Origin of the sequence: Streptomyces luteoverticillatus (genome assembly GCF_003970715.1) — a bacterium.
GTDB lineage: Bacteria > Actinomycetota > Actinomycetes > Streptomycetales > Streptomycetaceae > Streptomyces > Streptomyces abikoensis.
In genome coordinates this window covers 2,030,447-2,044,119 of record NZ_CP034587.1, presented here as the reverse complement: position 1 = coordinate 2,044,119, position 13,673 = coordinate 2,030,447, and the positions used below count along the sequence as shown (strand labels likewise).

The window sequence follows — 13,673 nt, the reverse complement described above, 5'->3', positions numbered from 1 at the left end:
CCTCACCCCCGGTCGAGATAGGCCAGCACCGCCAGCACCCGGCGGTTGTCGTCGTCGGACACCGGAAGCCCGAGCTTCACGAAGATGTTGGACGTGTGCTTGGTGATCGCCCGCTCGGTCACCGTCAGCCGCTCGGCGATCGCCGTGTTGGACCGGCCCTGCGCCATCAGCTCCATCACCTCGCGCTCGCGCGGCGTGAGCCTCGCCATCGGCCGGTCCTTCTCACGCCGCGTCAGCAACTGGGAGATGACCTGCGGATCCATCGCGGTGCCGCCCGCCGCCACGCGCCGTACGGCGTCGACGAACTGCTCCGCGTCGAAGACCCGGTCCTTCAGCAGATAGCCGACGCCACCACTGCCGTCCGCGAGCAACTCCCGCGCGTACAACTGCTCCACGTGCTGCGACAGCACCAGAACCGGCAGCCCCGGGGTGGCGCGACGGGCGGCCAGAGCGCACTGGAGGCCCTCGTCGGTGAAGGACGGCGGCAGCCGCACGTCCACCACCGCCACGTCCGGCCGCTCCTCGGCCAGCGCCCGTGTCAGCTCCGGGCCGCTGGCCACCGCCGCCGCTATCTTGAAGCCGTATGCCTCCAGCAGCCGGACCAGACCGTCCCGCAGCAGGAACAGGTCCTCGGCGAGCACTACGCGCACGGGTCCTCCGCGAGCGTGAAGTCCTCGTAGTGGAAGCCGGGGGAGACCACGCAGGTCACCAGGGTCGGCTCGGTGCCCGCCGGCTCGGCCGCCTGCCACACCCCGCCGGGGACCAGCCCCTGCGGCAGCTCGCCCCGCTCGACGGCGGCGCCGAGGACGAACTCCTCGGCACCCGCCTCGTCGGGCTCCGGGCCGTCACCGCCCAGACGCAGCCGCAGCGGGCCGCCCCGGTGCCAGAGCCACAGCTCGTCCGAGCGGACCCGGTGCCAGCGGGAACGTTCACCCGGGTGGAGCAGGAAGTAGATGCCGGTCGCGTGGTGACGCGGGCCCGGGTAGCCCTCGGGCACGGTCGTACCGGGGGACCGCCAGGTCTCGCGGAACCAGCCGCCCTCGACGTGGGGTTCCAGGCCCAGGAGCGTGACGAGCTCGGACCGTTCGGTGAAGCTTTCGGAGGCTTCGGTCATGGGCTCACTCTCTCACCGGCCTCCGCCCGGCGGTCTCACCGGGTGAGCGCGCAGGGAATCTCCATCGTGACCATCGTCGGGCCGCCGCGCGGGCTGCTGACGGCCAGCACCCCGTCGAAGGCGCCCAGGCGGCGTTCGATGCCGCGCAGCCCCGTGCCGCCCGCCGCGTCGGCGCCACCGCGCCCGTTGTCGGTCACCGCGATCCGCAGGGTGCCCTCCACGTGCCGGACGTCCAGCCAGATCCGGTCGGCGCCCGAGTGCTTGGCCGCGTTGGTGAGGACCTCGCTGATCGCGAAGTACGCGGCCGACTCGACCGGTTCGGCGGCCCGGCCCGCCAGCTCCACGTCCACCTCGACGGCGAGCGGCAGCCGCAGCGCCAGGGCGCGCACGGCGTCCGCGAGCCCCCGCTCGGCCAGCACGGGCGGGTGGATGCCCCGGACGAGGTCGCGCAGCTCCGTGAGGGTCTCCGCCGTGCCGGCGCGGGCGGCCGCCAGCAGCCGCTTGGCCTCGGCGGGGTCGCGCTCGATCAGCGCCTCGACGGTGCCCAGGTTCATACCCATGGCGACGAGCCGGGCCTGCGCCCCGTCGTGGAGGTCGCGCTCGATGCGGCGCAGTTCGGCGGCGGAGCTGTCCACGGCCTCGTACCGGGTCTCGGTGAGCCGGTCGACGCGCCGGGCCAGCTCGGTCTCCCGGGTGGGCCGCAGGAAGGCCGAGGCCAGCCCGAAGTGGAAGCGCAGCAGACGCGGGTTGACGAAGAGCCCCAGGACGCCGAGGGCGAGGCCGAGGCCGGCCGCCATGTTCGCCGTCGTCTGGCCGGTGATGTGGATGAACGCGAACCACTCGTTGCCCCCGGCGTTCACGATCGGCTTCCACACGCCGAACGCCAGCACCGGCCCCCACACCGCGTACACCAGCAGCACGGCCGGGAGGATCGCGGTGAGCACGCCGCCCGTCATCTCGACCAGCAGCCACTGCGCGTCCCGCCAGGTGGTGCGGTCCTTGAGCAGGGCCAGGCACAGCTCGACCCGGCCGACGAACCCGCCCCTGACCGCGGGCGGCGGCCCGTAGGGCACCGGGATGCGCACCCCGGACCAGTCCAGGGCCTGGGCCCGGCACTGGTTGGCGTGGGCCCGGACGGCCTTCAGCATGAGCGGGGTCGTGAACAGCCCCACGCCCAGCACGATCAGGACGACCGATATCGCTGTGAACGCGAACAGCACGGTCGCCGTCACCGCCCCGGACACCGCCAGCCAGAATCCGCGCGCCCCGGCCAGCAGCCCTTCCCGGACCTTCATCGTTCGTTCTCCCCCACGGGTCGTTCCCACGGGCCGTGGATCCGGCCCGCGGGAACAAGTCTGCGGGGTCCGGCCGCGCCCGGTCACGGGGGCTGGGCGACGGCCGGGGGTGTACCTGGCACCACCCCCGGGGAGGAGGAGGTCAGAGGCCCGCCGGGGGCGCGTACTTGTAGCCGACGCGGCGGACGGTGACGATCGACGAGCGGTACTCGGCGCCCATCTTGCGGCGCAGCCGGGCGACATGGACGTCGACGGTCCGGCCGTCGCCCACGTGCCCGTAGCCCCACACGGTGGTCACCAACTGGTCGCGGGTGTGCACCCGGTGGGGGTGGGCGACGAAGTGGGCCAGCAGCTCGAACTCGAGGTAGGTCAGGTCCAGCGGGCGGCCCGCGACGCTCGCCGTCCGCTGCTCGGGGTCGATGCTCACCAGCGCGTCGCCCTCGGTGGCGGGGGCGGTGTCGGGAGCGGACCCGGGGGTGGTCTGTCCCGCCTGTCCCGCCAGTGCCGCCTGTCCGGCCTCGGCGTGCTCGGCCGGTACGAGGACCAGGTAGCCGATCATCGGCGGCCGGCCCGGCAGGGTGGGCAGCGTGTGCTGGGGCGCCGGCAGCCAGGTCGCCCCGGCGTGCAGCAGCTCGGCGACGGGCGGCACCTCGTCCGGGGCCACGGCCCGCAGCCGGTGGCGGCGGTCGGTACGGCCGGCCTGGGCGGGGATCTGCGGGGACGCGGTGAGGGTGCGGAGGTTCGTCATGGAGAGCTCAGCTCTTTCGCGCGAGAAGCCGTCGAGAGGACGTGCGTGGCGCGGGCCGCTTGGCCGGAAACGGTGCCGGCGGCTGACTTCGACGCGGGTCAGCGGGAGGAGTGGGCCTGCGCGGGAATCGCGCGACAACACACTCGGTCGAAATCGTGGTGCTGACGGGAAGGCCAGAACGGCTCGAGGTCGATGCGACCCGTCGCGGAGTTCTGGTAGCTGGCCATGCCCCCTATTGAAGCATGGCCGGCGGCGGGACAGGAGCCCTGAATGGTGTTACCTACGGAACGTTGACGATCTTCGGTGTCCGTCGCTGCGGTCAGCTCGCCGAGGCGACCACCGGGTAGTGATCACTGAGGTTGGTGTAGGTGTACTCCTTGCCCCAGCTGGAGACCGTCCAAGGCGCGGAGCTCTCCTTGATCACGGAGTTCGTCCAGCCCTGCGGTCGCACGTGACCCTTGCGGTGGAGGACGTAGTCGAGGTCCTCGCGGGGGTCGGTGGGGTAGCGGTAGGCCGCGATCGAGTTCTCCTTGGTGTCGAAGGAGTACGGGTGCCCGGTACGGCCGCCGTCCGCCGGGACCAGATCGGCGTCGGCGAGCATCGAGCCGTACTCCTCGCTCCGCGAGTCCACGTTCAGATCGCCCGCGACCATCACCTGCTCGTCCGCCGGGATGTTCTTCGCGTCGAGGAACGCGTCGATCTGCTTGAACTGCTTGGCGCGGTCGGCCTCCGCCTCGCCCGCCTTGCAGCCGCTGTCCGTCGACTGCGCGTGCGTCCCCACCAGGTGCACCTTCGTGCCGTTCACGTTCAGGACGACGTAGGCGAAGCCCTTGTTGGACCACCAGTCCGCACCGCACGCGTCCTTGTAGATCACCTGCTCCTTGCGGACGATCGGCCACTTGCTGAGCACGGTCACCCCGCCGTCCTCCGGGGTGGTGGTGGAGTAGGAGCCGCCGGTGGCGTCCCAGCCGTCCTTGCTCCGGCCGACGACGGGCGTCTGGTACGGGTAGCCCGCGGCTGCCCGGGCCTTCAGGTCGTCCGAGGCGGCGTTGTCGAAGGCCTCCTGGAGGACCACGACGTCGTTGCCCTGGAAGAAACCGGCGGCGGCTATCTCCTTGGCGCGGTGCTCCTGGCCCCAGTTGGGGTAGAGCTTCGTGCTCATGAGGAACGTGTTGTAGGTGAGCACTCTCAGCTGGGGCGTGGCGGTCGCCGCGTGAGCGGGTTGGGCCAGGACGGTGGTGAGCAGGGCGGCGGCGGACAGGGCGATGGATCCGGCGGTCTTCGTGAACGGCACTGCGACTCCCTCGACAGTCGTTGATCCTCTGGGCGGCAATGGCCCGGCACATCAGATCAGTTGCCGTTAGCACCCGATGGCGGGCAGGTTTCCGTCAGCCGACGCGCGGGACAAGACCCGTCGCCGCCGCGTCCCTCCTCCTCCGTACCCCCAGCAGAAGAGCCGCGGCGAGCACCCCGCCCGTCAGGAACGCGGCCGCCGCGAGCACCGCCGACAGCCGCAGACCGGCGGTGAACCCGCCCGCCGCCGTGGCCACCGTGCCGAACAGGGCCACCCCGGCCGCGCTGCCCACCTGCCGGGCGACGTTGAAGACCGCGGACGCCACGCCCGTACCGTCCGCCGGAGCCGCGTCGATGACGGCGGCGGTGGCGGCGAGCGCCGTCGTCGTCTGGCCCAGTCCCGTGGCGGCGAGCGCGAACAGCAGGGCGGGGTACGGCACGCCCGGCGAGACGACGAGCCAGCCCAGGAAGCCCGCCGCGCCCAGGAACAGCCCGGCGGCCATGGGCACGTACGGGCCCGTGCGCGCGGTCACCCGGCCCAGCAGGGGCGCCGCGATCAGGCCCATGCAGACCGAGGGCAGCAGGGCCAGGCCGGTCTCGAGGGCGTCGTAACCGCGCTCCTGGCGGAAGTAGAGGGTGGAGAGGAACAGCATGCCGTAGTAGCCGAAGCTGATCAGGAAGCCGATGGCGGCGGTGGCGGAGAACGCCTTCCGCCGGAACAGGGACGGCGGCAGCAGCGGCCGCCGGGCCGAGGTCGTTTTCCCGTTCTCCAGCCGGTGCTCCAGCCGGTGCTCCACGACGGCGAACGCGGCCAGTGCCAGCACGCCCGTCACGGCCGCCGCCAGCACCGGGGGAGCGGTCCAGCCGGCCGTCCCGGCTTCGTTGAGGGCCCCGGCCAGGGCGACGAGGCCGACGACGCCCAGCACCTGGCCGAGGGGGTCCATCCGCCCGGCTTCGGGGCCCTGGAGACCCCGGTAGGCAGGAATGTGACGCATGGTCAGGAGGATGGTGAGCCCGCCAACCGGCAGGTTCAGCCAGAACACCGCCCGCCAGTCCAGCCCCGCCACCAGCAGCCCGCCCACCACGGGACCCGCGCCGAAGGCGATCGAGGCGACGGCCCCCCACACCGTGACCGCCCGGGCCCGCGCGGCCCGGTCCGGATGGGCGGCCCGCAGCAGCGCCAGCGAGGCAGGCACCAGGAACGCCGCCCCCGCGCCCTGCGCCAGCCGCCCCGCCACCAGGGCGCCCGCCGTGGTGGCCAGCCCGCACGCGACCGACGCGGCGGTGAAGACGCCCAGCCCCCACAGGAACACCCGCCGGTGCCCGAACCGGTCGCCCAGCCCGCCGCCGAGGAGCAGCAGCCCCGCGAAGACGGTGCTGTAGCCGTCGACGCACCACTGGAGGGCGGCCGGCCCGGCGTGGAGCGAGGCGCCGATGTCGGGCACGGCCACGGTGACGACGGTGACGTCCAGCATCACCAGGAAGTAGCCGAGGCTGAGGGAGACGAGGGGAAGGGAAGTACGGAAGGAAGCTCTCACCGGACGAGTCTCGAGCCCGAACCCTTCGTCCCTCATCGAAGTGTGGCCGTCGTAGATTGGCCGCGTGACCGTGATCAACCACCAGCCCGATGTCGCCCGTGCCGCCGCCCTGATCGCGGACCCGTCCCGCGCCCGGATCCTCAAGGCGCTGTGCGACGGCCGTGCCCTGTCGGCGGGCGCCCTCGCCACCGAGGCGGGCGTGAGCGCCCCCACCGTCAGCGCCCACCTCGCCCGGCTCACGTCCGGCGGCCTGATCACGGCCGTCCACGAGGGCCGGCACCGCTACTACCGCCTCACCGGCCCCGACGTCGCCGGCGCGCTGGAGGCCCTCGCGCTCATCGCCCCGCCCCTGCCGGTGCGCTCGCTGCGCGAGAGCGGCGTCGCCAACGCCCTCCACCGCGCCCGCACCTGCTACGACCACCTGGCCGGCCACCTCGGCGTCACCCTGATGCGCGCCCTCCTCGACCGCGGCCTGCTCACCGGCCACGACGGCACCCACCACCCGGACACCGCCGTCCGCGACCGCCCCGCCGCCTACGGCCACGACGCCGCCTACCGGCTCACCGACCCCGGCCGCACCGCCCTGACCGCCTTCGGCGTGGACGTCGCGGGCCTGCCCCGGCGCCGCCCGGCCATCCGCTACTGCGTCGACTGGAGCGAGCACCAGCACCACCTCGCCGGCGCGCTGGGCGCCGCGCTCACGACCCGGCTCTTCGCCCTCGGCTGGCTCCGGCACGGGGCGAGCCCGCGCGTCGTCCACCTCACGGAGGCGGGGACGCGGGGGCTCGCGGACGCGTTCGGGGTGGTCGACCTGGCCGCGTGAGGACCTGGCCGCGCGTGAGGGCCCAGCCGCGCTAGGACCGGCCCGAGGACCGGCTCAGCGCCTCCCGGACGGCGTCCTCGGTACGTCCCACCACGGCCGTGCCGTCGTCGGCGGTGATGATCGGCCGCTGGATCAGCTTCGGATGCGCGGCCAGCGCCTCCGTCCACCGGTCGCGCGCCGCCGCGTCCCGGGGCCAGTCCTTGACGCCGAGCTCCTTGGCCTCGGCCTCCTGGGTCCGCGTGATGTCCCAGGGCTCCAGCCCCAGCCGCTTCAGCACAGCGCGGATCTCCTCGACGGTGGGCACGTCCTCGAGATAACGCCGGACGGAATAACCGGCTCCTTCGGCGTCGAGCAGCGACAGCGCGCTACGGCACTTCGAACAGGCGGGATTGATCCAGATCTCCATACCGCCGAGATTAGAGCCACCGGCCCCTACCGGCCGCCCACCCGCTCCACGCCCCGCCCCACCCGCTCGGCCAGGAACCCCTCCCACGTCCGCCGGCCCCTGACGGCCCCGTCGAGGGTCAGGTTCTCCCCGGCCCGGTACGCGCGGCCGAGCCTGCCCGGCACCCGGACCGGCAGCATCGGCCGGCGCTTGCCCGCGGCCCGCAGATAGCCGCGGCTCAGCTCGGCCAGCTCGTAGACCTCCGGCCCGGCGAGGTCGGGCACCGCCCCGGCGGGCTCGCCGAGCGCCAGCTCCACGAGCCGGGCGGCCACCTCCCGCGCGTCGACCGGCTGCCAGCGCACCCCGCCGGGCGCCGGGACCACCGGCAGCTTGCCCATCGTCGTCACCACCTTCAGGGCCAGGTCGTGGAACTGGGCGGCCCGCAACGTCGTCCACGGCAGCCCGGACTCCGCCACCGCCCGCTCGGCCTCCAGCTTGGCCCTGAAGTAGCTCAGCGGCACCGTGTCCGCCCCGATGACGGAGATGTACACCAGGTGCCTCACCCCGGCCGCACGCGCGGCCCGCACCAGATTCCGGGTCGCCACGTCGTCCCCCTTGGCGCCACCCGCCAGGTGCAGCACGATCCCGGCCCCCTCGACGGCCGCCTCGACCCCCTCGTCCTTGAGCAGATCGCCGGTGACATACGTGACCCCGCCCCCGGACTCGCGCCCCTGCCGACTGAGCACCCGCACCTCACGACCGGCCTCCCGCAACAACGGCACGACCAGCCGCCCGAGCGTGCCTGTACCGCCGGTGACCAGGATGGTGGACGTCGTCATGGCTACTTCCTCGTTCGCTCGAGCGGTTCTTCCGTGGTCTTCACCGACATGACGCGCGGCGAGGAAGGAATGTGACAAGGGATGTGACAGGCGAGCGAAAAAAGGCCGTCGGCCGCGCCTTCCCTTCCGGGAAGACGCGGCCGACGGCCTGTGCTGTGTCGCGGCGGTTCTTAGATGTCGAAGTACATCTCGAACTCGTGCGGGTGCGGGCGCAGCTGGATCGGGGCGATCTCGTTGGTGCGCTTGTAGTCGATCCAGGTCTCGATCAGGTCGGAGGTGAAGACGCCACCGGCCTGGAGGTACTCGTTGTCCTGCTCCAGGGCCTCGAGGACGGCCGGGAGGGAGGTCGGGACCTGGGGGACGTTCGCGTGCTCGTCGGGGGCGAGCTCGTAGAGGTCCTTGTCGATCGGCTCGGCCGGCTCGATCTTGTTCTTGACGCCGTCGAGGCCGGCCAGGAGGAGGGCCGAGAAGGCGAGGTAGGGGTTCGAGGACGGGTCCGGGGCGCGGAACTCGACGCGCTTGGCCTTCGGGTTGGAGCCCGTGATCGGGATGCGCATCGCGGCGGAGCGGTTGCGCTGCGAGTAGACCAGGTTGACCGGGGCCTCGAAGCCGGGGACCAGGCGGTGGTAGGAGTTCACCGTGGGGTTGGTGAAGGCCAGCAGCGACGGGGCGTGCTTGAGGATGCCGCCGATGTAGTAGCGGGCGGTGTCCGAGAGGCCCGCGTAGCCCTGCTCGTCGTAGAAGAGGGGCTCGCCGCCCTGCCACAGGGACTGGTGGACGTGCATGCCGGAGCCGTTGTCACCGAAGATCGGCTTGGGCATGAAGGTCGCGGTCTTGCCGTTGCGCCAGGCGACGTTCTTCACGATGTACTTGAAGAGCATCAGGTCGTCGGCGGCGGCGAGCAGCGTGTTGAACTTGTAGTTGATCTCCGCCTGGCCGGCGGTGCCGACCTCGTGGTGCTGGCGCTCGACCTGCAGGCCGGCCTTGTCCAGCTCCAGGGAGATCTCGGCGCGCAGGTCGGCGAAGTGGTCGACCGGCGGGGCCGGGAAGTAGCCGCCCTTGTAGCGGACCTTGTAGCCGCGGTTGTCCTCCAGCGCACCGGTGTTCCAGGCGCCCGCCTCGGAGTCGATGTGGTAGAAGGACTGGTTCGCGCTGGTCTCGAAGCGGACGCTGTCGAAGACGTAGAACTCGGCCTCGGGGCCGAAGTACGCGGTGTCCGCGATGCCGGTGGAGGCGAGGTAGGCCTCGGCCTTCTTGGCGATGTTGCGCGGGTCGCGGCTGTACTGCTCACCCGTGATCGGGTCGTGGATGAAGAAGTTGATGTTCAGCGTCTTGTCACGGCGGAACGGGTCCATACGGGCCGTGGAGAGGTCCGCGCGCAGCGCCATGTCGGACTCGTGGATGGCCTGGAAGCCGCGGATCGAGGAGCCGTCGAAGGCCAGCTCCTCGTCGGGGTCGAACACCGAGGCCGGGATCGTGAAGTGCTGCATCACGCCCGGCAGGTCGCAGAAGCGGACGTCGACGAACTTGACGTCCTCATCCGAGATGAACTTCTTGGCCTCGTCGGCGTTCTGGAACATCCAAGTCCTCCTAGCCCGGCCGCTCGCGGTCGGGGATTGCTTCGGTGGCGCGTGTACCGCATGGACGCGCTGCCGCCGACCCTAGAGAGACGGGATTTCTCAAGGATGACCCATCTGTTTCGCCGAGGTTAACCGGTCTGGTGGCGGTCTTGTGGGGTACGCCGGGTAGCGGGCCGCTCCGAGGGGTCCGGGAGCGGGACCCGGGACCCGGGAAACGTATGCGGGCCCAGTACCGTGGACGGGTGGACAATAGGCAAGCAATCGGATCATGGCTCTCCGGGCCCCGCGCGGCCGCGGAGGACATGGGCATCGAATTCGGCCACCGGGGTGAGCGCCTCGGCCTGCCGGCGAGCGGGCCCGGCTCCGTCGCCCCGATCGGGCGGCGGTTCGGCGCCCTCGTCATCGACTGGGCGCTGTGCATGCTCATCGCCTACGCGTTCCTCGCCCAGGGGAACCAGCAGCGCGCCGGCAACTGGGCCCTGCTGATCTTCCTCGTGCTCAGCCTGCTCACCGTCGGCACGGTCGGTTGCACCCCCGGCAAGCGCCTCCTCGGGCTGCGCGTCATCTCCGAGGACGGCACGCGGCTGCCCCTGCCGCGCGTGCTGCTGCGCAGCGTGCTGCTCCTGCTCGTCATCCCCGCCGTCATCTGGGACCGCGACACGCGCGGTCTGCACGACCGGCTCGCCCGGGCCGTTCAGGTCCGGATCTGATCTCGTACATGTGAACGGGGGCGGCCGGAACCTTTCGGTTCCGGCCGCCCCCGTTCGTATGAGGTCGTATCTGTGCGGTCAGCGGCCCTTCGGCATCCGCATGCCCTTGCCCGGGATCGGGCCCTTCGGGATCGGCATGTTGCTCATCAGGTCGCCCAGCGCGCGGAGACGGTCGTTGACGGCCGTCACCTTCGCGCCCGGCAGCACGCGCGGCAGCTTGAGCAGGGTGGTGTGCAGCTTCTTCAGCGACACCTGGCCCTCGCCCTCACCCACGACGATGTCGTGTACCGGCACGTCCCCGACGATGCGCGACATGCGCTTCTTCTCGGCGGCCAGCAGGGCCTTCACCCGGTTCGGGTTGCCCTCGCCGACCAGCACGATGCCCGCCTTGCCGACGGCCCGGTGGACGACGTCCTGGCTGCGGTTCATCGCGACCGCGGGCGTCGTCGTCCAGCCGCCGCGACGGATGTTCTCCAGGACCGCTGCGGCGGCTCCCGGCTGGCCCTCCATCTGCCCGAAGGCAGCGCGCTCGGCGCGGCGTCCGAAGACGATCGCCATCGCGAGGAAGGCCAGCAGGAAGCCGAGGATGCCCAGGTAGACCGGGTGGTCGAGCCAGAAGCCGATGGCAAGGAGTACACCGAAGGTGACAATGCCCACAGCCGCGACGACAAGACCGACCTTCGAGTCGACCTTCTTGGTCATCTTGTAGGTCTGGGCGATCTGCTTCAGTCGCCCGGGGTTCTCGGATGTTTCCTTCCTCGCCATACGGCGCAGTTTACGTCGCCCGCGGGCCGGGGGCCGCCACGGCCTCCAGCACGTGCTGGGCCTCCCGCCGGTCCTTGGCGCGGCGGCGGTCCTCCAGCACGGCGGTCCACGCGTTGCGCCGCGCGGTGCGCTGGCCACCGCGCATCAGCAGCCGTTCCAGCGCGCGCAGGGCCCCGGTGACGGACGGGGGCCGTACGGAGAGCGTGGACGGCAGGGCGGAGGAGGCGCGTGTGGCGGTCGCGAAGACTGCGTTACCGGGCGCGGCCTGCATGTCGATGTCCCCTCGGAAGCGGAAGGATTCGGTGGCGTGGAGGGTGTCGTACTGCTGTGCGTGGTTCCATCGTCACCGAATGGTGTTACCAACGCATGACCTCTTGGTCAAACACCTATGAAACGTTGACGCGGCCCGTACCGTTCGCTTGCTTTCGCAAGGAACGGTACGGGCCGCGTCAGGGTCCGCTGCAGGGGCCGAACGGGTCGGCCGGCGGGCCGGGCGGGCCGGGCCGCCCGGGTCAGACCGCCTGGGTCGAGGCGGCCGCCTCGCGCTTCTCGATCGCCTGCTGGTGGAGGCGACCCGCGCGGTACGAGGAGCGGACGAGCGGGCCCGACATGACACCCGCGAAGCCGATCTCCTCGGCCTCCTCCTTGAGCTCCACGAACTCCTGCGGCTTCACCCAGCGCTCCACCGGGTGGTGGCGCACCGACGGGCGCAGGTACTGGGTGATCGTGATCAGATCGCAGCCCGCGTCGTGGAGGTCCTGGAGGGCCTCGCTGATCTCCTCGCGGGTCTCGCCCATGCCGAGGATCAGGTTGGACTTCGTCACCAGGCCGTAGTCGCGCGCGTCGGTGATGACCTTGAGCGAACGCTCGTAGCGGAAGCCCGGGCGGATGCGCTTGAAGATGCGCGGGACGGTCTCCACGTTGTGGGCGAAGACCTCGGGGCGGGACTCGAAGACCTGCTGGAGCAGCTCCGGCACCGCGTTGAAGTCCGGGGCGAGCAGCTCGACCTTGGTGTGGCCCGCCTCGCGGCCCGCGGTCTGCGCGTGGATCTGGCGCACGGTCTCGGCGTACAGCCAGGCGCCGCCGTCCTCGAGGTCGTCGCGGGCGACGCCGGTGATCGTGGCGTAGTTCAGGTCCATCGCGACCACGGACTCGCCCACGCGACGGGGCTCGTCGCGGTCGAGCGCCTGCGGCTTGCCGGTGTCGATCTGGCAGAAGTCACAGCGCCGGGTGCACTGGTCGCCGCCGATGAGGAACGTGGCCTCGCGGTCCTCCCAGCACTCGTAGATGTTGGGGCAGCCGGCCTCCTGGCACACCGTGTGCAGGCCCTCGCGCTTCACCAGGCCATGGAGTTCCTTGTACTCCGGGCCCATCTTCGCGCGGGTCTTGATCCACTCGGGCTTCCGCTCGATGGGGGTCTGGGCGTTCCGGACCTCCAAGCGCAGCATCTTGCGTCCGTCGGGTGCGACAGCGGACACGTCCGGCTCCCTATGACTTCGATTCCTCGGCGGACACCAGGGTACGCCCGTTATTTCCTGTGCTCTTCATTCTGCGCCCTGGGTAACCGATGGATCCCTGTGCGCATTCCCACGGAGGGGGCTCGGGTCAGCCCGCCGCGGCCGGTTCCATGGCCCGGGGGCTCGGGGCCTCCTCCGCCAGGACCTCCCGCAGGTGCTTCTCCACCAGCGGCACCACCTCGGCCACCGGTACCCGGCGCCCCAGCTCGTTCGACAGGGACGTCACTCCCGCGTCCCGGATGCCGCACGGGACGATCCGGTCGAACCAGGTGTTGTCGGGATCACAGTTGATCGCGAAGCCGTGCATCGTGACGCCCTTGGCGATCCGGATGCCGATCGCCGCCAGCTTGCGGTCCTCGCGGCGCTGGCCCGCGTTGGACGGGGCGTACTCCGGGCCGTTGAGGCGGGGGTCGAACTCCTCGTCCGTCAGCCGGGGGTCGAAGTCCAGGTTCAGACCGCCGATGGCCGGGCGCTGCTCCACGGGGTCGCCCAGTACCCAGACGCCGCTGCGGCCCTCGATCCGGGTCGTCTCCAGGCCGAGCTTGGCGCAGGCGCGGATCAGGGCCTCCTCCAGGCGGCGGACGTGCGCGATGACGTCCACCGGGCGGGGCAGCTTGAGGATCGGGTAGCCCACGAGCTGGCCGGGGCCATGCCAGGTGATCTTGCCGCCGCGGTCGACGTCGACGACCGGGGTGCCGTCCAGGGGGCGCTCGCTGTCCTCCGTGCGCCGTCCGGCCGTGTAGACCGCCGGGTGCTCCAGCAGCAGACAGGTGTCGGGGATCTCGTCCGCGAAGCGGGCCGCGTGGACCTCGCGCTGTTTCTGCCAGGCCTGCTGGTATTCGACCGCGTCCGCACCGAAGCCCAGGTGGACAAAGCGCAGCTCACTCACGGCAGCTCCTCCTCGAACCGGTTCCGAACCCGTTCCGGCCCGGTCTGGTGGTCTTGAGGGCGGCCCGCCGCGTGCCGTCGCGCCTCGCACGCCCGTGCCCACTGTACGACCGCGCCCGGCGGAGCCCGCAGTCGGCCGGGGTCCGGACGATCAGTCGGCCGGGGTCCGGACGATCTT

The 13,673-nt window shown here is 71.7% G+C and carries 15 protein-coding genes; 2 read left to right on the top strand and 13 right to left on the bottom strand.

Translation table 11 applies throughout. The features are described 5' to 3' along the window. Nucleotides 1–2: 2 nt before the first annotated feature. The 6 genes from EKH77_RS08645 to EKH77_RS08620 form a co-directional block, all read right to left on the bottom strand. Nucleotides 3–650, bottom strand: coding sequence for a response regulator transcription factor (locus EKH77_RS08645; protein WP_126913829.1), 648 nt, complete (start codon nucleotides 648–650; stop codon nucleotides 3–5). Then, a complete protein-coding gene (locus tag EKH77_RS08640; protein WP_126913828.1) occupies nucleotides 641–1,114 on the bottom strand; it encodes a cupin domain-containing protein in 474 nt (157 codons plus the stop codon). The genes EKH77_RS08645 and EKH77_RS08640 overlap by 10 nt, the downstream gene beginning before the upstream one ends. Nucleotides 1,115–1,149: 35 nt before the next feature. Next, nucleotides 1,150–2,409, bottom strand: coding sequence for a sensor histidine kinase (locus EKH77_RS08635; RefSeq protein ID WP_126913827.1), 1,260 nt, complete (start codon nucleotides 2,407–2,409; stop codon nucleotides 1,150–1,152). A gap of 142 nt (nucleotides 2,410–2,551) precedes the next feature. Further along, nucleotides 2,552–3,157 carry a winged helix-turn-helix domain-containing protein gene (locus EKH77_RS08630; protein WP_126913826.1) on the bottom strand — a complete coding sequence of 202 codons (606 nt, stop codon included), beginning with the start codon at nucleotides 3,155–3,157 and terminating at the stop codon, nucleotides 2,552–2,554. Between the two features lie 319 nt (nucleotides 3,158–3,476). Further along, a complete protein-coding gene (gene sph, locus EKH77_RS08625) occupies nucleotides 3,477–4,451 on the bottom strand; it encodes a sphingomyelin phosphodiesterase (RefSeq protein WP_126913825.1) in 975 nt (324 codons plus the stop codon). 94 nt (nucleotides 4,452–4,545) lie between these two features. Beyond that, on the bottom strand, nucleotides 4,546–5,988 hold the full coding sequence (locus tag EKH77_RS08620; protein ID WP_240667274.1) for a DHA2 family efflux MFS transporter permease subunit: 1,443 nt from the start codon (nucleotides 5,986–5,988) through the stop codon (nucleotides 4,546–4,548). 64 nt (nucleotides 5,989–6,052) lie between these two features. On the opposite strand from EKH77_RS08620, the gene EKH77_RS08615 reads away from it, so the two are divergent. After that, complete coding sequence (locus EKH77_RS08615; RefSeq protein ID WP_206279828.1) at nucleotides 6,053–6,811, top strand: ArsR/SmtB family transcription factor; 759 nt, start codon at nucleotides 6,053–6,055, stop codon at nucleotides 6,809–6,811. Between the two features lie 31 nt (nucleotides 6,812–6,842). Here the strand turns inward: EKH77_RS08615 and EKH77_RS08610 are convergent, their stop codons facing one another. The 3 genes from EKH77_RS08610 to glnA all read right to left on the bottom strand — a co-directional run bounded on the left by EKH77_RS08610 (nucleotide 6,843) and on the right by glnA (nucleotide 9,615). Then, on the bottom strand, nucleotides 6,843–7,217 hold the full coding sequence (locus EKH77_RS08610) for an arsenate reductase family protein (protein WP_126913823.1): 375 nt from the start codon (nucleotides 7,215–7,217) through the stop codon (nucleotides 6,843–6,845). A 26-nt stretch (nucleotides 7,218–7,243) separates the two neighbouring features. Further along, a complete protein-coding gene (locus tag EKH77_RS08605) occupies nucleotides 7,244–8,035 on the bottom strand; it encodes an SDR family oxidoreductase (RefSeq protein ID WP_126913822.1) in 792 nt (263 codons plus the stop codon). Between the two features lie 170 nt (nucleotides 8,036–8,205). Next, the gene (glnA, locus tag EKH77_RS08600; RefSeq protein WP_126913821.1) at nucleotides 8,206–9,615 is read right to left on the bottom strand and encodes a type I glutamate--ammonia ligase; all 1,410 of its coding nucleotides are present in this window, start codon (nucleotides 9,613–9,615) and stop codon (nucleotides 8,206–8,208) included. A gap of 242 nt (nucleotides 9,616–9,857) precedes the next feature. Here glnA and EKH77_RS08595 point away from each other — a divergent pair, with 242 nt between their 5' ends. Beyond that, on the top strand, nucleotides 9,858–10,325 hold the full coding sequence (locus EKH77_RS08595; protein WP_126913820.1) for an RDD family protein: 468 nt from the start codon (nucleotides 9,858–9,860) through the stop codon (nucleotides 10,323–10,325). 78 nt (nucleotides 10,326–10,403) lie between these two features. Here the strand turns inward: EKH77_RS08595 and EKH77_RS08590 are convergent, their stop codons facing one another. From EKH77_RS08590 to lipB, 4 genes are all read right to left on the bottom strand, one after another. Then, on the bottom strand, nucleotides 10,404–11,090 hold the full coding sequence (locus EKH77_RS08590; protein WP_126913819.1) for a DUF4191 domain-containing protein: 687 nt from the start codon (nucleotides 11,088–11,090) through the stop codon (nucleotides 10,404–10,406). A 10-nt stretch (nucleotides 11,091–11,100) separates the two neighbouring features. Continuing rightward, nucleotides 11,101–11,361, bottom strand: a complete 261-nt coding sequence (locus EKH77_RS08585) for an SCO2195 family GlnR-regulated protein (protein ID WP_240667273.1) — start codon at nucleotides 11,359–11,361, stop codon at nucleotides 11,101–11,103. Nucleotides 11,362–11,602: 241 nt separating this feature from the next. Further along, nucleotides 11,603–12,568: a lipoyl synthase gene (gene lipA, locus EKH77_RS08580; RefSeq protein WP_126913818.1), complete on the bottom strand. Its 966-nt coding sequence runs from the start codon at nucleotides 12,566–12,568 to the stop codon at nucleotides 11,603–11,605. Between the two features lie 127 nt (nucleotides 12,569–12,695). Next, the gene (gene lipB, locus EKH77_RS08575; protein ID WP_126913817.1) at nucleotides 12,696–13,496 is read right to left on the bottom strand and encodes a lipoyl(octanoyl) transferase LipB; all 801 of its coding nucleotides are present in this window, start codon (nucleotides 13,494–13,496) and stop codon (nucleotides 12,696–12,698) included. Nucleotides 13,497–13,673 lie beyond the last annotated feature (177 nt).